Raw genomic sequence first — 22,160 nt, forward strand, 5'->3', positions numbered from 1 at the left:
GGCTTGACCGGTTCCCTTTTGGCCGATATGAGGCATCATAAAATTCCATGTTGCTTGAAGGGGACGGATCAAAAAGCATCATCGATACGGATTCTACTGCAGTCAGTACAGTGTTTGGTAAAAAAAGAAGCTCCCTGAGTTACAACTAACTCAGGGAGCTTTCCGTTTTGCGATTTTTCACCTGGCGCGAATTATAATAAGATGAAATGATATGATTACGAAACCTGCTTTTCCAGGGGATTTACGGCTCCTTTGCCGTAGATGATGGGGACGGCGGCATGGCGGTTGAAGAAGGAGACGATGGGACCGGTGCAGCAGACCAAGGCTACGGTACCGACGCCGACAACGCTGCCGCAGAGGAAGCCGATGGTGACGCATATGGCGTCGCAGGCAATACGACCCCACTTATAGGGAATTTTTTTATTGCTTCGATGCTCGATGATCCAGTTCAGTGCATCGTAAGGACCGAGGCCAATGTTCGAACAAAGATAGAAGGCGGTGCCTATACATGAAATCAGAATGCCGGAGATGAGAATGAAGATGCGGGCTGGCAGCAGAACGGATTCCGGCTGGCCGACAATAGAGAACAGTAAAAAACTGTACACGTCACATAAGGGACCGAGTAAGAGAAGATAGATAATCGTGCCGGCTTTAATGAATTGCCGCCCCAATAAGAGAACGGGAATGAATAAGGTGTAACAGACGATGGCCGTACAGGTGCCGAAAGAAAGCTCGCTTAGAAGACTGAAACCGAGATTCATACAGGCATAGGGATCAGTGCCTAAATTGCTCAATCTCAGAAGGGACGTTGCCAGACACATGGCGTTGATGGCAAAAATATTGGCCATCAGTCGTCGGCGAAGCAAGGGCGTATCAGATAGGCGATGATAAAGTCTGTTGTGTGTGCTTTTGATGCTCAAATGATTTACTTTCATTGTTCAAAATTCCTCCGAAACCCGATATGGTTATATATGGGTATTATGATGGGTATATTATAACACCATATAGCTTTGTTTTGTATGTTGTTTTGGTTGAATTTAATGTAAAGTGATGGAAAATAAAAAGGGAATGAATGCGAAAAATTTTTACAAATAAGCAAGATAGTGTAGACGATGTTAAAAGTGCATGCATGACTCTTGAATATTACCTTAAAATACCCATTGTTAATTGAACGATTTATGAAGACATAAAAAAACACATTGAAAGATAGAGCAATTTTTTGTAGATGTAATGGGGAATATGAACTTATAATATACATGTATAAAGCAGATACATGGAACACATGCATGGAACGGTATCAAAATCATATCAAATTTAGTATTGGAGGTACGCACTATGAACGCTTCTGTAAGCACGCCTGTACCCAATCAAGGCCAACTGTCTTGGTTAACTCGTATTTCTTACGCCTTGGGTGATACGGCGCAAAATGTTGTTTGGGGTGGCATGTCCATCTTAACCTTCTTCTATACGGACTATGCCGGCATTGATGCAGCTGTAGTCGGTATTGTTATGTTGATTTCTCGTTGTTTCGATGGTTTTTCCGACGTTATAATGGGATTTGTCGTAGAAAAAACCAATTCCAAATGGGGTAAATCGAGACCTTGGATTCTGTGGATGAGTATTCCGTTTGCTATTTCAATCGTCCTTATATATACGGTTCCACAGACAACTCCGTTAATGCAGTTTGCCTATATCTTTGTCACATATAACTTATGTACGACCGTTTGCTATACGGCACTGAATTTGCCTTATGGCAGTTTGTCGGCCATGATGACCCGTATTTCTAAGGAACGGGATATGCTTTCGATTATTCGTATGTCCTTATCCCCTATCGGCCGTATTCTTGCCGTATCGGCAACCCTGCCTTTAGTAAAAATCTTTGGCGATTCCCAATTAGCTTGGGTTAAAGTTATGTCTATCTGGGCTGTATTGGCCTTGGCTTTACTGCTCCTTTGCTTTAGTCAGTGCAAGGAAACGGTTGTCATTGACGCTCGGAAAAAAGCAGAAACTAAAATTCCCATCATGAAGTCTTTAAAATGTATTGCCCTTAATAAATACTTCTGGGCTGCCATGACGATTTGGATGATGCAGAACGTTATTTTCTGCATTACCGGGACAGTACTTCCTTATTATTGCAAATATGTATTTAACAACGATACTGTTTATAGTGTGCTGTATTTAGTAGAAACATTGATTACGATCTTTGTTATGCTTGTCTTTAGCCCGATGCTGCTGCGCCGTTTTGGGAAGCGTAACATGTCCTTGGCCGGCGTCCTGATTTGCTTTATCGGTCATGTCATTTTCTTGCTGAATCCGCTTGATTTCAACTGGGTCGTCTTCAGCTGCATTATCCGCGGCATCGGTTTCGCTCCGGTACAGTCGGTTATCTTCGGCTTCCTTGGCGACGTCGTAGAATACGGTCAGTGGAAATTCCATATGCGTCAAGAAGGTCTGATTTTCTCCGGCGGTTCTGTTGGGACGAAAGTCGGTTCTGGTCTTACTAATGCTATTTTGACGAGTCTCCTGGCTTTGGCCGGCTACATCTCGTCGACGACCGGCAGTGCTGTACAGCCGGAAAGTGCTATTCAGATGATCGTTCGCTTATACGAAATTGGGCCTCTGTTTGTTTGGGTTGTACTCATCGGCGTCCTTTATTTCTACAAGTTAGATAAGATATATCCGACGATCATGAATGACTTGGTACAACGCGAAGCAAAAGGCGAATTATAAGCCGACTTTTCTATAGGAGGTGTATTGTATGAAAGAAAAAACCTTAATTACGATTACACGGCAATATGGCAGCGGCGGTAAAGAAGTCGCGTCCATTGTTGCCAAAAAATTGGGATTCCGATGCTACGACAGAAATATTGTAGCCATGGCTGCTGAACACGTCTATGATGGTGAAGATATCAATGAATTGTTGGACCGTTCTTATAATAACCCGGAAAACTGCTTGGGAAACCTCGGCGACTTTGCCTATGAACGCGTTCCGACCCACAACCGGATGTATATTGAACAGGCCAAAGTACTGCTGAAAATCGCGGAACGGGAAAGCGCCGTCATTTTAGGCCGCTGCGCTGACTACATCCTTCGGGATCAGCCGCATGTTTACTCCTTCTTCATCTATGCTGATGACGAATTCCGTCTCGAACGGGCTAAGACCCATTACGGCGAACGGACGTTAAAGGAACTGGATGAAGAAGATAAGGGACGTAAACGCTACTATGCCTATTATACGGGCCAAGAGTGGGGTAATCCGCGGCACTACGACTTGATGATCAACGTCAGTAAGCTCTCCTTGGAAAATGCTGCCGACATGATTATTAAATACGTTAAGCTTCGGCAGGAAAACGAAGAATAAAACATGGCTTCCCGTGTCTGATGAAACCCATCCTTACTGATGTAAGGATGGGTTTTTGCATGATATGAGCCGGTCGCCTAAAAAGAAAAGGGACGGATGGCTGTTTGATGCAGTCATCCGTCCCTTGACGTCTTTGGAAAGTGCTTGTTTACCTTGAGTTACGATTGGTAAGCGGTGCGTAGGAACCCAAAATAGGAACTGCCTTGGTGCAGCGCTTGACTCGAGGCTATTTCGAGTCTAGGGTTTGACCCACTTTTGTCGGTATTCTCCCGGTGTCATGCCGAAGGTTTTCCGGAATACATTTTGAAAATAATTGGAATTGTTGTAGCCGACGCTGACGGCTATGTTGGTAATGCTCATATCGGTGTTTATGAGTAGATTCTGAGCTTCGCCGATGCGTCGAAGAATGACGTACTGCATCGGTGAGAAGCCGACATCATTTTTAAAGAAATGGGACAGGTAGTATTCGTTGACACCGACGTGAGCGGCCAAGTCACTGAGCCGCAGCGTTTCTTTGTAATGTTCGTTGATATATTGGATGACTTTTTGGGTCAATGGAGAATGGTCATTTTGCATCAGTACGGCATTTTCATCGATAATGGTCTTCGTTTTAGCAACGAGCGCAACGGCTAAGGGAAGGGTGATTTCCGTCGTATGCTTGTTGTCGCGGTTTTTTTCGATGAGCTGAAACAGTTGGAGTATATCGTCGAAGGAGTCTTTGCAGCTTACGACCGGGCAATACTTATCGTCAATGATTTTGTTTTTTTCTAAATGAGTCAGTTTCAGATTGCTGATCGCCAGGCAATAGGTGCAAAGATTATTGCCGCTTCCGCCGAATTCGTCATGGACGACTTTGCTGTTGTAGAGGATGAGGTCCCCTTTTTTTGCGGTGTAGCGCTTTTGGTCGATAATATAGATTCCGGCTCCCTCATAGACCAATAAAATTTCAATGAGGTTGTCGTGGGAATGCATTGTACGGGGCATATGAGAATTGTCGCTTCCGACGTGGCAGATATATTCCGGCTTGGGAATATATCCGGGGTCAAGAATAGGGTGGTATTCATTCTTATAGAAATATTGCAGCATGCGATATACCTGAACCTTCCAAAAAAATAATGTCATCTAAGACATGGATATAGATAATGATTCGGCTAAAAAATCTGCAGATAACAAAAAAAGGACCGGAGAGACCGGCCCTTTTTGTTTGCAGTATGGAGCTGCAATGTAAAGAAAAGGAGTATGTATTATGAAAAGCGATAATACAAATTAAAGGTTGTATTCTTTGCGGATTTCGTCAATTTTTACCGGACGATGTTCAGCAACCGATTTTTTAGCAGCCAGGCCAATCAAGACCGGAGCTAAACCGTCGTTGGCATTGACCGGAGTTTCCGTATCGTTGACGATCGAATTTACGAAGGAATCGATTTCAGATGCATAAGCAGCCATGTAGCGTTCCAGGAAGAAGAACATCGGCTTTTCAGCGACGACACCGTCTTTGCCGCTGAATACTGCATTGGAATCAGAATCATTAGAAATGGCGATACAACCTTCCGTGCCGAATACTTCAGCTCTCTGGTCATAACCATAGCATGCTGCGCGGCAGTTGTCAATAACGGCAGTTGCGCCATTGTCAAGCTTCAAGGTAATGACAGCCGTATCGATATCGCCGGCTTTGCCGATTTCGGGATCAACTGTGACCGAACCTTCTGCATATACTTCTTCGACTTCGGCGCCGGAGAGGTAACGGACCATATCGAAATCATGGATGGTCATATCGAGGAAGATACCGCCGGAAACTTTTACATAATCGATGGAAGGCGGTTCCGGGTCGCGGGACGTGATTTTGATGATCTGCTGTTTGCCAACTTTGCCGGCAGCGACAGCGTCATGAATGGCTTTGAAGTTGTGGTCGAAACGACGATTGAAGCCGACCTGATATTTTTTGCCGGATTTTTCAACGACGTCGAGAACTTCTTTGATTTTTGCGACATCATGATCAATCGGTTTTTCGCAGAATACGTGTTTTCCTGCCTGCAGTGCTTCGATAGATAATTTGGAGTGCTGGTCCGTCGATGCACAAATCAAGACGGCTTCGATTGCAGGATCGTCCAGGATTTTTTTGTAGTCCTTGTAGGTTTCCTGAATGCCCAAGGATTGAGCCCAAGCGATGGTCTGATCGTTGAGGAACGGATCAGCAATTGCCTTTACCTGTGCATTTTTTACGAATTTAGAAATACTTTCGCCATGTACGCGGCCGATACGGCCAGCTCCGATGATACCAACATTAATCATTGTATAACATCCACCCTTCTATATATTTTTTTGTGTTTTTGTAGACGAAAAGATAATAAGTTGGATATGTCTTGGTTATCTTTGTACATATTATAGCATAAGCCATGGAAAAGTATATCAAAAATATTGCTCTCTTTCAGGGGAAAATAAAGGCGTTTACAGCATTTTTGGGCAGAATATATAATTATTTGCTGTTCTGGATTTTTGATGACATTGGGTCCTTTTTCAGGCATCTGCAGCTTATATAATATTGAATTAGAAGAATGCCGATAATCGGCATTCGAATCAAGGGTGAATTTTTTGCTGGGCGAGGTGTTGACCGCTTCTTTCATGGATACGTGGGTCGACCTGGAATCTTGCTGCGTAACTCCCTTTATGAATGATTAAATAGTATGTAAAATAACATATGAACACTTGAACATATGTTATTTTGATGGTATCATGTAGGCATATAAAGAATGTTTTTTAAAGGGGGCTATGTTATGGCAGAGCATACGTTGCATGAAGAAAACTGCACTTGCTGCGGTCATCATCACCATGATGACAAATACGTTGAAAAAGAAGAACACTGCAGCTGCTGCGAAGGTGAAGAATCGGTAAGTCTTGATTCTATCGGTACCTGCAGCTGCTGCCACGATGAAGAGGCGGAGGAAGAAGAAGGGGGCGCCTTGTGGACCCTGGTCGTCGGAACCCTTGTCTTTTTAATTACTTATGTAACCGACCTTGTTCCCGAAGCTTTTTCTCTTCCGGCATATATCGCCGCGTACTTACTGCTCGGCTATAGTGTCCTTCGCGAAGCGGCTGAAAATATCATGAAGCGTCAGCCTTTTGACGAAAACTTCCTCATGGCTGTGGCTACCATCGGGGCCTTTGCCATCGGTGATTACCCGGAAGCCGTTGCCGTCATGCTCTTTAGCCGTATTGGGGAAGCTCTTGAAGAACGAGCCGTCAACCGCAGCCGGAAGCAGGTGGCTGCTGCCATCGATATGCGGCCTGACGTCATCCACCGCCTTCAGGAAGACGGCAGTACCATTGAAGTTCCGGCTCGCGATGCGGCCATTGGAGACGTTGCCGTCGTCCGCGTCGGTGACCGCATTCCCTTGGACGGTGTCGTCGTGTCCGGCGACAGTCTCCTTGATACGTCGGCCTTGACCGGTGAACCGGTCCCTGTGGCCTGCCATGAAGGGACTGAAGTCATGTCCGGCAGCATCAATACGACGGGCGTTCTCCACGTCAAGGTCACGAAACCTCTGGCGGAATCGATGGTCACCAAAATTTTGGAATCCGTCGAAAAAGCGGCTGCCAGAAAACCGAAGATCGACCGCTTTATCACTCGCTTTTCCCGCATTTATACGCCGGCCGTCGTCGCTATCGCCGCAGCTACGGCCATCATCCCGTCCTTGATTACGGGCGAATGGCATTACTGGATTTATACGGCCTTGACCTTCCTGGTCATCAGCTGCCCCTGCGCCCTGGTACTCAGCGTGCCCCTCAGTTTCTTTGCCGGCATCGGTGCCGCGTCGAAACAGGGTATCTTGTTTAAGGGAGGCATTGCCGTCGAACAGCTGAAAAATATCGGCGCCGTCGTCTTTGATAAGACCGGGACCATTACCAAGGGGAACTTTGTCGTCCATCAGGTATTGCCTGCGGAAGGATTTCGCGAAGAAGAGGTCTTTCGCCTCAGCGCATCGGTGGAACAGGCATCGAATCACCCCATTGCCCGCAGCGTCGTCGAAGCGTCTGAAAAACGAGGCTTGACCTTGGCACAACCGGAAGCCGTTGAAGAATTTGCCGGTCAGGGACTGAAGGCCAGCGTCGACGGACACGTCGTCCTCTGCGGCAATCAGAAGCTCATGGATCGTCATGCCGTTGTTATGCCGACGATAGAAGCCGCTGAATACGGTGCCGAACTGTTCGTTGCCGTCGATGGCAGCTATGCCGGCCGTATGGTCGTGTCCGACACGATTAAAGAAGATGCTGTCGATGCTATTAGAGCTATTTCCGGCTTAGGCATCACGACGGCCATGCTTACCGGTGATTCCCAGCAGGCTGCCGACTACATCGCGTCCAAGACCGGTATCGATGACGTGCGGGCTAAGCTCCTGCCTCAGGATAAGGTACAGCAAATGGATGAACTCCGTAAAAAGTACGGGCCGGTCATGTTCGTCGGCGACGGCATCAATGATGCGCCGGTCCTTGCCGGTGCCGATGTCGGGGCTGCCATGAACAGCGGTGCCGATGCGGCTGTAGAAGCAGCTGACGTCGTCTTCATGCATTCCAAAGTCAGTGCCGTTCCTAAGGCCCTCCATCTTTCCAAAGAAACGATGAAGATTGCTAAGCAAAACGTCGTCTTTGCCTTAGGTGTCAAAGGGCTGGTCATGGTCGCCGGCTTTGCCGGTTACGCTTCCATGTGGGCTGCGGTCTTCGCCGATTCCGGCGTCGCTGCCCTGTGTGTCCTGAACTCGGTCCGCATGCTTTATAAAAAATAAGGTGTCAACTCGATCTTAACTCGCATACATAGATAATAGAAAGGGCCCGGTGAAGGAATTCCTTCACCGGGCCTTTTGCTGTTCATACTGTTCGTTTTGTATTGGCTGTTATCTCGTAAACTGCAGGGGGACCGTCGAGATGACGACGTCCAGGTAAGGCAGGGTACGCAGCCGCAGGAGCCAGCCGCTCTGGTTGTGAAGCAGGCGGTGCCATAATTTTTTCGTTTCAAATTCAGGAATGAGGACGGTAATCGTATCTTTCGAGGCCGTCTCTTTTCGCAGTGCCTGGATGAAGGTGATGAGCGGATCCGTCAGCTGCCGATAAGGTGACTGCAGCATGATGAGCTCAATCTCGGGTTCCAGGTTCTTCCACAGGGTTTTGATTTTTTTACCCCGTTCATCGTCGCTGTAGACATGAACGGCATAGATTTTATCTTCCGGCCCGCTGATGATCTTGGCGTAGCGAATGGCCTTGGCTACGGCCTGGGTCGGTGAAGCAATTGGGATGATGATGATATTGCGGCCTAAGTCTGTGGTCATGACTTTCGTGTATTCCTCCGGTGTCAGCAACAGCTGTTCCCGGACGTCATCATAGTGATGATGGACTTTAAGGAACATATAGACCAAGGTCGGGATGAGCAGGACGATGATCCAGGCTCCGTAAATGAATTTTGTGATGAGGACGATGACGACGACGCAGGCCGTGACCAGGGCACCGAAGCCGTTGATGACGGAAAAGAGACGCCAGTTTCGTTCCCGGCATTGTCTCCAATGGACGACCATGGCCGACTGGGCAATGGTGAAGGAGAGGAATACGCCGATGGCATAGAGGGAAATGAGGTGTTCAATATTTCCTTGGAAGAGGACAATCAAGATGCCGGCCATGAGGGTCAAGACTTGGATGCCGTTGGAATAGCTCAAGCGTTCACCGCGGTTGGCAAAGTAACGGGGAACATAGCCGTCGACGGCCATGAAAGAGAGGAGCGGCGGCAGGCCGTTGTAAGCCGTATTGGCGGCGATGTAGAGGATGACCATCATCAAAATCTGGATGACGTAGTAAATCAAGGTCCGGCTGAAGATATCTTCGACAAGGAGGGACAACAGGGTATAGCCTTCTGTCGGCAAGAGGTGAAGATAGATGATGAGGTAACCGAGGCCGCCGAGCATAGTGGCCAGTATACAGGCCATGACAGCCGTCGTTTCGATGGCATTTTTTTGCTGGGGTGCCTTAAACATGGTAACGCCGTTGGCAATGGCCTCGATGCCGGTCATGGAACTACAGCCGTTGGCAAAGGCTCGAAGGACGATGAGCATCAAGGCTGCCTGATTTAAAGGGGCTACCGTTTCGACAGCGACGGTATGGGCTGTGAGCGTGCCGTTCCAAATCTGATAGAAGCCGCCGATTAAGGTGATCCCCATGGCAGCCAAGAAGAAGTACGTCGGCCAGACGAAGACGGTTGAAGCCTCCCTGGTACCGCGCAGGTTGACGATCATCATCAGGATGAGAACGCCGAGATCGAGGTAGACGTGATAGGGGTGAAGGACCGGAAAGGCACTGACCAGAGCCGCTGTTCCTGAAGAAATGGAAACGGCAACGGTCAAGATGTAATCGGCCAGAAGCGCCGCTCCTGCCGTGAGGGCCGGGTAGACACCGAGGTATTTCATGGCGATGCCGTAAGAACCGCCGCCGCCCGGATTGACCCGGACGACCTGGGTATAGGACAGGGCAACGATGAATAATAAGGCAATGATAGCTAAGACGATAGGTCCGAAATAACGGTATGTCGCTAAGGTCGGTACCGAAGCCAGGACGATGGCAATCTGTTCCGGCCCGTACCCGACGGATGACAGGGCATCCGATGAGAAAATAGGCAGGGCCTTCCATTTTGGCATCTGTTCGCCCTCGAGTTTGGTATTCTCCAAAGGCTTGCCGAGAAGGTGGCGACTAATCGTTTTGAATAGCATGATAGCCTCCTTTTTTTAATTGTAAGAAACTGCATTTTGCTAAATACAGTTCAGTATAATCCCTCTTTATTATCCTGTCAACAGAGGTTTTACACTCATGATTCTTGTTGGGAATGAGCTATTAAAACCCATCGTAAAAAGGCATCCCTTGACTCGATGGCAAGTCAAAGGATGCCTTTTCCAAAAGGAGGAGATTGTATTATTTAGAGGCTACGAGAGCTTCTAATTTAGCAAGTCTTGCATTGAGGTCCTGATTCTGGCTTTCCAAGGCTTCAATCTTTTGATTCTGGTCGCTCAGCTGTTTATCCTGCGTTTCCAGTTTAACCGCCATTTCGGACTTACTCATGTTGTGGTAAGGCGAGGAGGATCCGATCTTGAAGGAGACGCCGGCGCTGTACATGTTGTCGTTGTTTCCGACGGTGGCAGCCAAATTTACCATGGTGTCTTCATTGGGACGATAGAAGGCACCGAGGGCGGCAGCGTGTTCGCTCTTATAGGAGCCGAAGCCGACGGCGAAGGAACCCTTGTCATCGGGGTCGAAATCTAACGGATGGAGGGAGGCCAGGGCAGCAGCACCGGCACCGACGCGGTTGACGTCGCGGCCAATCTGGTTGATGCGGCCGTTCATTTCGTTCATGCCGTTACCGATGTTGTTGATCGTCCGGTCGAACTGGCCTTTATTGATGGCGTCGCCGGCTTCCGTAGCTTCGCCGACGTTGTGAATGGCATTGCCGCCCATGTTGATGTTGCCATCCTGGATGGTAATGTTTTTCGTCGGATCGGAATTGTTGATCGTCAGGCCGTTGTTGTTGATTGTCGTATTGCCCGTGCGGATGGAGTCGCCGGTGATGACTGTCTTGTTGTCGCCGGTACCGACGGTGATGCTGGTGTTGAATTCCGCCGTATTGAGGCCTTTTAAGTCTTTGGACAATTTGACGGAAACGCCATTTTCGCCCTTAGCTACGACGCCGATATTGTCGTCGGACAGGTTGTTCGTAGCGGCACCGCCGGTGATTTCCATGGTTTCACCGACTTTGACGCTGACTTTACTCTGGTCGTCGCCGGCAAAGTCGCGGCTGCCGGAAGTGACTTTGTCCGTCAGTTCTTTGACCGTATTAGCAATGCCGTCTGCATAGGTTTTCACCTGTTTCAACTGGGCGACGTTGACGGCGTCCGTGTCAGCCGTGCCGGCAGCGAGGTTGGTGATCTGACGAGTAACGGCTTCGTTGCTGTCGGTGGTACCATAGCCTAAGCTGACGGCAGCAGCCGTTGCCTTATAGGTGGAAAGGGCACTGTCTTTGCGGAGGACGGCCTTAGCAATGCCGTCATGTTCTTTTTCGAAGGCATTCAATGCGGCGATGGCCGTTTTTTTACCGGCAGCTAAGTCGTTGAGTGTGGCAAGGTCAGCGGCCCGGTCGGCTTCTGTGGCGTAGGTCGTGCTGTTCATTTTAGCAGCCTGTTTATCATAGGCCATGACGGCTTTTTCATAGGCAGATTCAACCGTTTTGTAGTCATTATAGACATCTTCGCCGTAGGTATTGTAGAAGTTAGTGACGGCTGTGACGACACTGTCATCGCCGGTTTTATTGGCCAAGGCGATGTCATTTGCCATCGAGTCCGTTGCTGCTGTCGTTGCGTACACGCTCTTGACAATGTCGGTGGTGTCTTTGAGGGGGACGTAGCCATAGATACCGTAACCGCGGTTGGCGTAGGAATTATCCCCTAAAGCGACGCCGTCAGAACGGACGTAGGAGTAGGTGTTTTCGGCCGTGGAAGCCCCTTTCCCGAGAGCTACGCCGCCGTACATGGCGTTGGCACTGGCGCCGAGGGCAACGCCGCCGTGATCTGCTTTGGCCTTATGCCCGATGGCTGTCCCGACGAGAGCCGTGGCATAGTTGCCTACTGCTGTTGAATAGTAGGAGGTGGTTTGGTCATTGGTCATTGATTTGCCAATGTTGAAAATACCGCCGCTGGCTTGCATGCCCATAACGACAGCACCGGCGCCCCTTGCATCTCGGCCGACGACGGTAGCCCAACTGGTACCGAGGTTTCTTTGACCGACGACGGTAGCGGCGGCTGTGCTTTTATTGTCATAGCCGACGACGACAGAGCCGTTATTGCCGTTGTTATTTCGTCCAATAACGGTGGTATCGGTGTTTACAGCATTGTTGTGATCGCCGATGGTTAAGGCACCATTATACGCTTTGTTGTCGAAGCCGATGGCTACTGTATCGGTAGTCGTGGAGCTGGATGATACGGTATTCTTGTGGGTATCTCCCGTGGTCAAATCCAGCTTGTCAGCAGCCGATACAGACAGGCTGCCGCAGAGAGCCAATGCGGCTAAGAGGGCACTCAGGGTAACTTTTTTGTTAAATCTTTTTGTTTTCTTCATAATCGTAAATCCTCCTCGATGATTCCTACTAGGCAGCTTATTGGCTCATTTTATTTTTTGACCGGATAATATGAATAATTTTAGTCCAAATTAATGGTTAAATAAGATTAAAAACATCTTGTTTAACTGTAAAAAATAAATGAACCGGCAATATGCAAGCTCATATATAGGAATATAAAATACATTTTGCTATGTATTTTCCATAGAGTATAATACTCCAACTTGAAGTGAAATACAAGTCTTTATGACGATTTTTATTTAAATATATCATTGTCATGTCACAAAAACAAATGTTTTGTAGGAATTCTTCCTACAAAACATTAAAAGCTCATAAATGGCTTCCTTGGGTTGATAATCGTTTATTATAGAGTGCCGAAGATGGAAATCTTGTCAGAAAAATTCCTACAAAATAATCGGCTGATGAAGTCGGAGACGGACATGTGAAATATTGATAGACTATGACGGAAATACAACGTCATACAAAAATTCAATAAAAAAAGACATCCTTCGATGTAACGGGGATATCGAAGGATGTCTGATTGGTAAGCGCGTTAGCTTATTTAGAGGCGACGAGGGCTTCTAATTTAGCCAATCTTTCATTGAGTTCTTGGTTCTGGCTTTCAATCTTTTGATTCTGAGCCGTCAGTTCTTCTAGCTTGACGGCCATTTCAGACTTACTCATGTGAGCGTAAGGGGAGGCAGGGCCAATCTTAAAGGAAACGCCGGCGCTGTACATATCATCACTGTTTCCGATGGTTGCAGCCAGGTTTACCATGGTGTTTTCGTTGGGACGATAGAAGGCACCGAGGGCAGTGGCGTGTTCGCTCTTGTAGGAGCCGAAGCCGACGGCGAAGGAGGCTTTGTCATCGGGATCAAAATCCAAGGGATGGAGGGAAGCTAAGGCAGCGGCACCGGCACCGACGCGGTTGACGTTGCGGTCAATCTGGCCGATGCGGCTGTTCATTTCACTCATGCCGGTGTTGAAGTTGTTGATTGTCCGATCGAACTGGCCTTTGTTGATGGCGTCGCCGGCTTCCGTAGCTTCGCCGACGTTGTGAATGGCATTGCCGCCCATGTTGATGTTGCCATCCTGGATGGTAATGTTTTTCGTCGGATCGGAATTGTTGATCGTCAGGCCGTTGTTGTTGATTGTCGTATTGCCCGTGCGGATGGAGTCGCCGGTGATGACTGTCTTGTTGTCGCCGGTACCGACGGTGATGCTGGTGTTGAATTCCGCCGTATTGAGGCCTTTTAAGTCTTTGGACAATTTGACGGAAACGCCATTTTCGCCCTTAGCTACGACGCCGATATTGTCGTCGGACAGGTTGTTCGTAGCGGCACCGCCGGTGATTTCCATGGTTTCACCGACTTTGACGCTGACTTTACTCTGGTCGTCGCCGGCAAAGTCACGGCTGCCGGCAGCGACTTTATCCGTCAGTTCTTTGACGGTATTAGCAATGCCGTCGGCATAGGTTTTTACCTGTTTCAACTGGGCCACGTTGACGGCGTCCGTGTCTTCCGTACCGGCAGCCAGGTTAGTGATTTGGCGAGTAATCGCTCTGGTCTGGACCGTTCCGTCGGCGGCGATGACGGCGGATCGGCCGATGCTGACGGCACTGCCGTTAGCCTTGAAGGGGGACAGGGTATGTTCTTTAAGGCGGATGGCATTTTTAATGCCGCTATGTTGCTTTTCAAAATCCGTTAAGGCGTCTTTGGCATCTTTGGTCTGTTTTTCTAACACCTTTAACTCGTTGTAGTCTTTTTGGCGGTCGGCTTCAGAGGCATAGGTGGTTTCTTCCATGGCAACTTTTTTCTTATTAGCGGCTATGTCTGCCTTTTCATATTCTGAAGCCAATGATTTCCATTCTTTATAGGTATCTTCGCCGTATTTATCGTAGAAGCCCTGTACCGCTGTTAGGACAGAGTCGCCCATTTGCTTTGCTAAGGCGATATCATTGGCCATCGAATCCTCGGTTTTTAAGGTCGCAGCCGTATCGCTGAGAGGGACGTAGCCATAGGCGCCGTAACTGCGATTAGCAACGGCACCGTCACCGAGGGCGACACCGTCGGCATGGAAGATGGAGTAGGTGTTTTCTGCCGTTGAAGCGCCACTGCCGAGGGCCGTGCCGCCGTACAGGGCTTGGGTTTCGGTGCCCAAGGCGAGCCCTTCAAGATTTGATTTAGCCAGATAGCCAATCGACGTCCCGTTCAAGGACATGGCGCCATTGCCGATAGCTGTCGTAAAGTCTATCATCGTAGAGGTCGTCGGCTTATCAGAAATCTGGAAAGCGCCGGCTCTGGCTCCATTCCCGATTGCAATGCCGCCGGCGGCTTTAGAATTGAGACCGAGTACCGTGGCATAAGAGCTGCCGTAGTTATTGAACCCGAAGACGGCACTGCCGCCGACACCGGAATTACTGTGACCGACGACGACAGAATTATTATTGGCATAGTTGTATCGGCCAATCGCCGTGGCCAGATGCATGCGGGCTGCATTGCTTACGGTATTATTGGAACCGATGGCTAAGCCACCGTTCGAAGCTGTGTTGTCAAAACCGATGGCGATCGTATCATTTTGTGATTTGCCTGTATTCGTCACTTTATTTTTGTGAGTGGTATCGGACGTCGTTAAATCCAGCGTATCGCCAAGCTGTTCGTCAGTCGAATCGGCAGCCGATACGGACAGGGTTCCACAGATCGCCAATGCGGCTAAAATGGCGATTAGGGTAGATTTTTTTCTTGAGTAGATTGATTTTCTCATCAACATGATGCCTCCTTGGTGAGTTCGGGATGCGCGTATTATCTATTCATGTAAGTTTTTGGGAATAGGTCAAATAATGACGGATATCCGATAAAAAATATCTGCATTCTCTCTAAACAAAAAATCAGCAGAAATCTCTATTCGAGAGGCTGTTGATAAAAAATATCGAGATTCATGCGGTGAAAAACGTACGTGATTTGTATTACACGCTCCCTGTTTATGTTTTTTTTATTTAACACAAAAAGATGTGTCAAATATGTTACAATGATAATACACCAAAACGTTTAAAAATTCAAGCATATTTTTAAAAATATGAATTTAATGTCTATGATATATATCAATCGAGGATTAATGAAATGGCTATTTAAAGCCTATTATTCCGGATATAGAATTCGGAAAGGACAACTATTAAAGGTTCGTTAGAATTTTACTAAGTGTATTTATATAAATAAATAAGTATATATATATATATATATCGAAGTAACGATGTATTAATAAATAGAAAATGTTTTAAAACTATTTGTTTAAAATAGCTTCGACTTATGCGATGAATGTATCCGGTTTCAGAAAAACTGGACGCTAAAAAGGACTCACGACGTGTCGTGAGTCCTTTTTTATCATGGAGCGGATGAAGGGAATCGAACCCTCGTACCAAGCTTGGGAAGCTCGTATTCTACCACTGAATTACACCCGCACATATTAAGTTACTATATCAGTTTAACAGTAAAGTTTCGTTTTGTAAAGCTTTGATTTCAGATTCTATGGATGGGTCGCAGTGGTTTGTGTTTTGGGTGAAATGGGAGAAATTCCAATTTCTTGTTTTTTTGTTGGATTTACAACAGTCGAAACATTACTCGAAAGGTATACTATGGCTATGAGAAGGAGGGATACATGATGAATGAACGAAAAGGTGTTGTTTTTTCGATCCATGAAGATAATTTACCGGTAGAAGGCTGTACGATTTCGAAGGAATTGGTCAACGAGCCTGACTATCAGTTGTTTTATTTTTCCTTGGCGGCTCATACGGACATCAGTCCTGAAACGTATCAAAAAGCCAAGGTGATCTATGTTCTTTCCGGCAGTCTTTCCCTTTACGGAGAGGCCGGTGATTTTGAAATCCCTTCAGGACAGGCCCTGATTGTACCGGCAGGCGTTGCCGTCGGTATGAGAAGCCAGGGCGGCGCCGTCTATGTTGAAATTACGATTGAGGAGGAATCTCTTATGAATATCGATGCAGGAAAACTCTTTTCTTTGGCTGATCTCGTCCCCTGCCAGGATGGTAAAATCATTAACCGCGACATCATCCAGTCGCCGAAGATGAAATTCGTCATCATGAGCTTTGGCGCCGGAACGGGCCTTTCTGAACACGCTGCACCGGGTGAAGCCCTTATTTTCGCCCTTGAAGGCAAGGCCGTTATCAACTATGAAGGCAAGGATTTTCCAATCAAAGCCGGTGAAAACTTTGCCTTTGCAAAAAACGGCCGCCATGCCGTAACTGCCGATGGACCATTTAAAATGGCATTACTTTTGACTTTAGACTAAAATTTCAGTAAAAAAACTGTCAGCCCCCTTAAAAATCTGTTATAATGAAACCAAATGATTTGGCTTCGTTATTCTCTTTAAGGGGGTTTATGTATGAAAACATTAGATGAATTATATCAGCAAATGCTCAAACGAGCAGCTGATGGTAAACCTATTGGCGTTGAAGGGGAACCGAGATTGATCGACTGTTTAGCTCATCCCGATGACCATCCTCTGGTTTGGCGAGTAAAACCCTGCCTCTGCCCTCCGGATGAACCGCACGGCTGTGAAGAAGCTTGCGATTGGGGCGCTATCAAGCGCGGCCCGGAAGGTGTTGAAGTCGACGACAGCCAGTGTGTCGGCTGTCAGGCCTGTGTCGATGCCTGCAAGCTGGACAACTTGAAGACCCGCAAGGACATCATTCCCGTCGTTCAGGATCTTCATGAATACGACGGCCCGATTTATGCTATGGTTGCACCTGCTGTTGCCGGACAGTTTGGGCCTAATGTCACCATGGGCAAGCTGCGTACGGCTTTTAAACGCCTGGGCTTTACGGGCATGTTGGAAGTCGCTGTCTTTGCCGATATCCTGACCTTAAAAGAAGCCTTGGAATTCGACCGCAACATTCAGAGTGAAGATCAGTTCCAGCTGACGAGCTGTTGCTGCCCGATGTGGATTGCCATGATTAAAAAGCTTTATCACCAGCTCTTGCCGAACGTTCCCGGTTCCGTATCGCCGATGATTGCCGGCGGCCGGACCGTAAAGGCCCTTCATCCGAAGGCTAAGACGGTCTTTATCGGGCCCTGCCTGGCTAAAAAAGCGGAACGGAATGAACCCGATTTGGTCGGCGCCGTCGATCATGTCTTGACCTACCAGGAAGTAAGGGACTTCTTCTCCGTAACCGACATCGATTTGGAATCCCTGCCGGAAGACAACGTGCCGCACGCTTCTGAAGCCGGCATCAGCTATGCTTATGCAGGCGGCGTTGCCGAAGCGGTCACGACGACGGTACACCAACTCGACCCGGACCGCAAAGTCGATATCAAGACCCGTAAGGCTGACGGCGTTCCGGCTTGTAAGGCCATGATCAACGACATTTTGGAAGGCAACCGCGACGGAAACTTCTTTGAAGGTATGGGCTGCATCGGCGGCTGTGTCGGCGGTCCTCGTGCCATCATCAAGAAGGAAGACGGCAAGGCCAATGTACAGGCTTATGGGAAACAGGCCTTCTCCCGTACCCCGATGGAAAATCCTTACGTTATCGAACTCTTAAAGAAACTCGGCTTCCCGACGGTTGAAGAATTCTTGGAAAACAGCCATCTGTATGACCGGCATTTTGATTGAGTTACTGCCGTTTTGTTGAGAAATAAAAACATAAATCACAAATGAAAAGCACTGCCAACACGATGATGATGGCAGTGCTTTTCATTTTGAATCAGAAACTTCGGCTTTCTTTCAGCGGTGTGTATTGTTCTAAGAGATTCGTTTTTTCAGGGCTCTGGTAGATGTAATCGGGATTTTCGGCTTTTGCTTTTTCAACGGCAGCCTTGAAGTCGTAATAGACCTGCCATTTCGATTCGACCAGGTCGTGTCCGGTCTGCCGCAGAAGAAAGGCCGGATGGTATGTCGGCATGACGGGATAGCCTCGCCAGGTAAACCATTTGCCCCGATTGCGCATGATACTGGCTGCCTTGCCATAGAAGTATTGGAAGGCGACTTTGCCCAGACAGACAATAACCTTTGGCTGTACGAGGTCGATTTCTTTAATTAAGTGGATGTCGGCACACTGACGGCCTTCATCTAAGGTAGGCGTGCGATTGTTTTTTGGCCGGCATTTTACGATATTGGTGACGTAGACCCGGTCGCGGGTTAAACCGACGCTCCACAAGGCCTTGTCGAGGAGCTGCCCCGACGGGCCGACGAGGGGAACGCCGTATTCATCTTCCACACCGCCGGGTCCTTCACCGACGAACATTAAGGGGGACGAGACTGCGCCTGTATAGCGTGTCGGGCCCCGGTTGCCTTCTTGTCTCAGATGACAGGACTGACAGGCCATGAGGCTTTCTAACCAGTCCTTCATCATTTCATCCTGTTCCATGATACCCCTTCTTTATGTATAAAGTAATTTAACTATAACAAGGGCCGGAGGGATTTGCAAGCAATTGTTATTTTTCGGCGCATCCTCTATAATATATTTATCTTTATAATATGTCCGGATATCGGAATGAAAATGCTGTTTGTCCGTTCTGAAAGGAGTTGAAATTATGAGAATATCTCTGGTTCAATTTTCCATCGTCCCAGGCGACCGGGATGCGAACTTTGAGCAAGTGCGCCGCCATGTGCAGGCTGCAGCTGCAGGCGGTGCCGATATCGCCGTCTTATCGGAATTATGGGATGTGTCTTTCTATCCGCCCGATGTCTTTGAAAAAGCCGATGAAGACGGCGTCTTGGCGCAGGCTTTTTTACAAGATTTGGCAAAATCCTGCAACGTCCATATCGTGGGCGGTTCCATTGCCCGCCGTCATGAAGGAAAACTTTATAATACGACTTATATTATTCGCCGCGACGGTACTTTGGTTTCTTCGTATGATAAGTGCCATTTATTTACCCCGGGCAAAGAAGATAAGGCCTTTACGGCCGGTAAGGAACTCAATGTGTTTTCCCTCGACGGCGTGACCATGGCTTCTATCATCTGCTATGATGTCCGTTTTGGAGAGTGGGTCCGCATGGCGGCTTTGGCCGGAGCAAAGGTTCTCTTCGTGCCGGCAGCCTGGCCGGAAGTGCGGCTCGAACATTGGCGTCTCCTCAATCGGGCTCGGGCTATTGAAAATCAGTTTTTCGTCGCTGCCGTCAACAGCTGCGGTGTTTGCGGCAGCCTTCAATTTGGAGGCCATTCCTTGCTGGCCGATCCCCAGGGGAAGGTTTTGATCGAAGGCGGCGGTGACGATGCCGTCCTTACGGAAGAGATCGACGTATCCGTCGTCGATGATATCCGCAGCCGTATCAATGTCTTCCGCGACCGGCGGCCGGAATTATACCACTTTTAGAAGGGAAGCGATTTTTTGGAAGGCGTGCTTCATGGATTAGAAGGGATTTTTGAGGTTTTATTTATCATCGCAATCGGTGTCGTATTGACCAAAAAAGGCTGGTTCGGTTCGAATATGAGTGCTGTTTTTTCGAAGCTGGTCATGAAAATCAGCCTGCCGCTGTACATGCTCTGTCAAATGGAAAAGGATTTTACCCATGATTCTTTGATTCGCATTGCACCGGATCTGATCCTGCCCTTTGCGTCAATATTCCTGGCGTATGCCGTCGGCCGTATTGCCGCTAAGGTCCTGCATATTCGCCGGGAACGGCAGGGCGTATTCGTCACCTGTTTCTTTATCGCCAATACGATTTTTATCGGTCTGCCTGTCAACCTGGCCCTCTTTGGAACGCAGAGCGTCCCTTCAGTCATGCTCTACTATATGGCCAATACGACGATGTTTTGGACCCTCGGCATTTACCATATCGTCAATGACAGTCAGGGCGGGAAGGGGAATATGCCTTTGTTTTCTGCTCAGACGATTAAAAAGGTCTTTTCTCCGCCTCTTATGGGGTTTTTGATTGGCCTGATTTTTGTCCTGGCTAACGTAAAACTGCCGGGCTTCCTGCTCACGTCCTTCCAATATGTCGGAAATATGGCCACGCCGTTGTCGCTGCTGGTTATCGGCATCGAAATGGCCGGAATTTCCCTGTCCGATGTTCATTGGGACCGCGATGTCATCGGTGCCTTGGTCGGCCGCTTTATCGTCTGTCCGGCCTGCGTCCTGGCCCTCTTGCCTTTCATTCCCGTAACGCCCATGTCGGCCCAGGTCTTTACTATGCAGGCCAGTATGCCGGCTATGACTCAGATGACTGTCGTCGCTAAATCTATCGGAGCCGATGTCTGTTACTCGACGCAGGTTACGTTTATCACCGTCATCATGGGTATCGTCGTCATTCCCTTATATATGTTTATCGTCGGGTAAAAGGAGTTTTTAGTTATTATGAATCATATTTCTGCTTTGAAATCGGCCATGGATGTCCACAAGGCACAGGCCTTTCAACTAAATTATGCCATTGCCAATGATCCGGAGTTGTCCGGTGAAGAGTTTCATGCCTGCCAGCATTATGTCGAAGCTTGTCGGAAGCTGGGCATGGACGTAGAAGAAAATTTTACGGGACAGAAGACGGCTTTCCGGGCTGTCGTGTCCCGCGCTCAAAAGCCTGTCCTTAAAATCGCCCTTTTGGCGGAATACGACGCTCTTCCCGGCGTCGGCCACGGCTGCGGCCATTCAGCCAATGGGGCCATGAGCTTTTTGGCGGCGGCAGCCTTAAAAGATCTGAAAGGCCTTCCCGTCGATGTCGACCTCATCGGGACGCCTGACGAAGAGCTTCGCGGCGGCAAGGTCATCATGTGTGAACAGGGAATTTTTAACGCCTATGATCTGGCCGTCATGGTCCACATTTCACCGACTAAGACCAATGCCAACTCGCATTTCTTAGCCCTCGACGACTACCGCATTGCCTTTCACGGTCAGACGGCACATGCCGCCGGGGAACCGTGGAATGGGCGCAATGCCCTGAACGGCGCCATGCTGGCCCTGCACGGCATTGATATGCTGCGCCAGCACGTTCGGCCGGAAACGCGCATCGGCTCGTACATCGTCGACGGCGGGCGCGCTTCGAATGTCGTCCCCGATTATGCCGAAGTGGAATGCTGCATCCGCCACAGTGAACGAGCTTACCTCGATACGGTCGTTGCCAAGGTCATGAAATGCTTTGAAGGAGCGGCCATTGCGACAGAAACGACGTATGACGTCCGCCAGATGGGGTGTAAGTTCGACAATATGGTCTGGAATGATACGGCGACCAAGGCGGCAGAACAGGTCTTGACCGACATGGGAATCGCCTATGAAGCGCCGAAGGACTGCGGCAGCTCCGATGTGGGCAACGTCAGTCACCAGTGCCCGGCCCTCCATCTTCATTTAGCCTTGGGCGATGTGCCCATGCCGGAACATTCCGTTGAAATCGCCAATGCCGTCAAAGCCCCGTCCATTGAACCGGTCATCCTTCGCGGTGCTGAAATCATGGGGCGGCTGGCCATTCTCTTGGCCGGAGATGAAAAACGCTGCCAGGACATGATGGATGAATTCAAAGACCACGTTGCTGTCCGCGTATAAGCCGTGCGTTATTTTCTATATATCTGATCGAGTATACAAGAAAGGACCTGCCACATACGTGACAGGTCCTTTTTCAGGCTCTTTATTCAGTTTTAGGTATCTTAGAAGACGCCTTGAGCCAGCATTGCATCAGCAACACGTTCGAAACCAGCGATGTTAGCGCCGGCTACGAGGT

Annotated in this window: 15 protein-coding genes and 1 tRNA gene; 8 read left to right on the forward strand and 8 right to left on the reverse strand. The window is 48.5% G+C overall.

Translation table 11 applies throughout. The features are described 5' to 3' along the window. Nucleotides 1-215 precede the first annotated feature (215 nt). Nucleotides 216-935: a YitT family protein gene (locus tag QZQ46_RS08065; RefSeq protein ID WP_296828694.1), complete on the reverse strand. Its 720-nt coding sequence runs from the start codon at nt 933-935 to the stop codon at nt 216-218. A gap of 400 nt (nt 936-1,335) precedes the next feature. Between QZQ46_RS08065 and QZQ46_RS08070 the strand changes: the two genes are divergently transcribed. Continuing rightward, entirely contained in the window at nt 1,336-2,730 is a 1,395-nt protein-coding gene (locus tag QZQ46_RS08070; protein WP_296828697.1) for an MFS transporter, read from the forward strand. A 28-nt stretch (nt 2,731-2,758) separates the two neighbouring features. Continuing rightward, a complete protein-coding gene (locus tag QZQ46_RS08075; RefSeq protein ID WP_296828699.1) occupies nt 2,759-3,361 on the forward strand; it encodes an AAA family ATPase in 603 nt (200 codons plus the stop codon). A gap of 237 nt (nt 3,362-3,598) precedes the next feature. On the opposite strand, the gene QZQ46_RS08080 is transcribed toward QZQ46_RS08075, so the two are convergent. After that, on the reverse strand, nt 3,599-4,483 hold the full coding sequence (locus QZQ46_RS08080) for an AraC family transcriptional regulator (RefSeq protein ID WP_308566072.1): 885 nt from the start codon (nt 4,481-4,483) through the stop codon (nt 3,599-3,601). Nucleotides 4,484-4,627: 144 nt separating this feature from the next. Further along, on the reverse strand, nt 4,628-5,653 hold the full coding sequence (gene iolG, locus QZQ46_RS08085; RefSeq protein WP_296828702.1) for an inositol 2-dehydrogenase: 1,026 nt from the start codon (nt 5,651-5,653) through the stop codon (nt 4,628-4,630). Between the two features lie 482 nt (nt 5,654-6,135). Here iolG and QZQ46_RS08090 point away from each other — a divergent pair, with 482 nt between their 5' ends. Continuing rightward, nucleotides 6,136-8,142, forward strand: coding sequence for a heavy metal translocating P-type ATPase (locus QZQ46_RS08090; protein ID WP_296828704.1), 2,007 nt, complete (start codon nt 6,136-6,138; stop codon nt 8,140-8,142). Between the two features lie 108 nt (nt 8,143-8,250). Here QZQ46_RS08090 and QZQ46_RS08095 read toward each other — a convergent pair whose 3' ends face one another. The 4 genes from QZQ46_RS08095 to QZQ46_RS08110 form a co-directional block, all read right to left on the reverse strand. Then, complete coding sequence (locus QZQ46_RS08095; protein WP_296828707.1) at nt 8,251-10,107, reverse strand: APC family permease; 1,857 nt, start codon at nt 10,105-10,107, stop codon at nt 8,251-8,253. Nucleotides 10,108-10,306: 199 nt separating this feature from the next. Further along, nucleotides 10,307-12,499 carry a YadA-like family protein gene (locus QZQ46_RS08100; RefSeq protein ID WP_296828709.1) on the reverse strand — a complete coding sequence of 731 codons (2,193 nt, stop codon included), beginning with the start codon at nt 12,497-12,499 and terminating at the stop codon, nt 10,307-10,309. Nucleotides 12,500-13,055: 556 nt separating this feature from the next. Further along, nucleotides 13,056-15,260 (reverse strand): YadA-like family protein, encoded by a 2,205-nt coding sequence (locus QZQ46_RS08105; RefSeq protein ID WP_296828711.1) that lies wholly within the window; start codon nt 15,258-15,260, stop codon nt 13,056-13,058. Between the two features lie 620 nt (nt 15,261-15,880). Further along, nucleotides 15,881-15,954, reverse strand: a tRNA-Gly gene (locus QZQ46_RS08110). 197 nt (nt 15,955-16,151) lie between these two features. Between QZQ46_RS08110 and QZQ46_RS08115 the strand changes: the two genes are divergently transcribed. Both QZQ46_RS08115 and QZQ46_RS08120 read left to right on the forward strand, forming a co-directional pair. Beyond that, entirely contained in the window at nt 16,152-16,802 is a 651-nt protein-coding gene (locus QZQ46_RS08115; protein WP_296828713.1) for a cupin domain-containing protein, read from the forward strand. A 93-nt stretch (nt 16,803-16,895) separates the two neighbouring features. Beyond that, on the forward strand, nt 16,896-18,125 hold the full coding sequence (locus tag QZQ46_RS08120) for a [Fe-Fe] hydrogenase large subunit C-terminal domain-containing protein (protein ID WP_292280454.1): 1,230 nt from the start codon (nt 16,896-16,898) through the stop codon (nt 18,123-18,125). 91 nt (nt 18,126-18,216) lie between these two features. Here QZQ46_RS08120 and QZQ46_RS08125 read toward each other — a convergent pair whose 3' ends face one another. After that, entirely contained in the window at nt 18,217-18,879 is a 663-nt protein-coding gene (locus tag QZQ46_RS08125) for a uracil-DNA glycosylase (RefSeq protein ID WP_296828715.1), read from the reverse strand. A 166-nt stretch (nt 18,880-19,045) separates the two neighbouring features. Here QZQ46_RS08125 and QZQ46_RS08130 point away from each other — a divergent pair, with 166 nt between their 5' ends. The 3 genes from QZQ46_RS08130 to QZQ46_RS08140 are packed head-to-tail and all read left to right on the forward strand — an operon-like array spanning nt 19,046 to nt 21,985. After that, nucleotides 19,046-19,828 (forward strand): carbon-nitrogen family hydrolase, encoded by a 783-nt coding sequence (locus tag QZQ46_RS08130; RefSeq protein WP_296828717.1) that lies wholly within the window; start codon nt 19,046-19,048, stop codon nt 19,826-19,828. Nucleotides 19,829-19,852: 24 nt separating this feature from the next. Further along, nucleotides 19,853-20,791 (forward strand): AEC family transporter, encoded by a 939-nt coding sequence (locus tag QZQ46_RS08135; RefSeq protein ID WP_296828721.1) that lies wholly within the window; start codon nt 19,853-19,855, stop codon nt 20,789-20,791. Between the two features lie 18 nt (nt 20,792-20,809). Next, nucleotides 20,810-21,985, forward strand: a complete 1,176-nt coding sequence (locus tag QZQ46_RS08140; RefSeq protein WP_296828719.1) for an amidohydrolase — start codon at nt 20,810-20,812, stop codon at nt 21,983-21,985. Nucleotides 21,986-22,160 lie beyond the last annotated feature (175 nt).

This window comes from uncultured Megasphaera sp. (genome assembly GCF_900539295.1).
In the GTDB taxonomy this organism is placed as follows: domain Bacteria; phylum Bacillota; class Negativicutes; order Veillonellales; family Megasphaeraceae; genus Megasphaera.

What these genes read in the sequence shown, in the direction of transcription:
- QZQ46_RS08070 (WP_296828697.1), top strand. Translation starts at nt 1,336, where the DNA reads ATGAACGCTTCTGTAAGCACGCCTGTACCCAATCAAGGCCAACTGTCT.
- QZQ46_RS08080 (WP_308566072.1), bottom strand. Translation starts at nt 4,483, where the DNA reads ATGACATTATTTTTTTGGAAGGTTCAGGTATATCGCATGCTGCAATAT.
- QZQ46_RS08065 (WP_296828694.1), bottom strand. Translation starts at nt 935, where the DNA reads ATGAAAGTAAATCATTTGAGCATCAAAAGCACACACAACAGACTTTAT.
- QZQ46_RS08090 (WP_296828704.1), top strand. Translation starts at nt 6,136, where the DNA reads ATGGCAGAGCATACGTTGCATGAAGAAAACTGCACTTGCTGCGGTCAT.
- QZQ46_RS08140 (WP_296828719.1), top strand. Translation starts at nt 20,810, where the DNA reads ATGAATCATATTTCTGCTTTGAAATCGGCCATGGATGTCCACAAGGCA.
- QZQ46_RS08120 (WP_292280454.1), top strand. Translation starts at nt 16,896, where the DNA reads ATGAAAACATTAGATGAATTATATCAGCAAATGCTCAAACGAGCAGCT.
- QZQ46_RS08130 (WP_296828717.1), top strand. Translation starts at nt 19,046, where the DNA reads ATGAGAATATCTCTGGTTCAATTTTCCATCGTCCCAGGCGACCGGGAT.
- QZQ46_RS08100 (WP_296828709.1), bottom strand. Translation starts at nt 12,499, where the DNA reads ATGAAGAAAACAAAAAGATTTAACAAAAAAGTTACCCTGAGTGCCCTC.
- QZQ46_RS08115 (WP_296828713.1), top strand. Translation starts at nt 16,152, where the DNA reads ATGATGAATGAACGAAAAGGTGTTGTTTTTTCGATCCATGAAGATAAT.
- QZQ46_RS08075 (WP_296828699.1), top strand. Translation starts at nt 2,759, where the DNA reads ATGAAAGAAAAAACCTTAATTACGATTACACGGCAATATGGCAGCGGC.
- QZQ46_RS08095 (WP_296828707.1), bottom strand. Translation starts at nt 10,107, where the DNA reads ATGCTATTCAAAACGATTAGTCGCCACCTTCTCGGCAAGCCTTTGGAG.
- iolG (WP_296828702.1), bottom strand. Translation starts at nt 5,653, where the DNA reads ATGATTAATGTTGGTATCATCGGAGCTGGCCGTATCGGCCGCGTACAT.
- QZQ46_RS08125 (WP_296828715.1), bottom strand. Translation starts at nt 18,879, where the DNA reads ATGGAACAGGATGAAATGATGAAGGACTGGTTAGAAAGCCTCATGGCC.
- QZQ46_RS08105 (WP_296828711.1), bottom strand. Translation starts at nt 15,260, where the DNA reads ATGAGAAAATCAATCTACTCAAGAAAAAAATCTACCCTAATCGCCATT.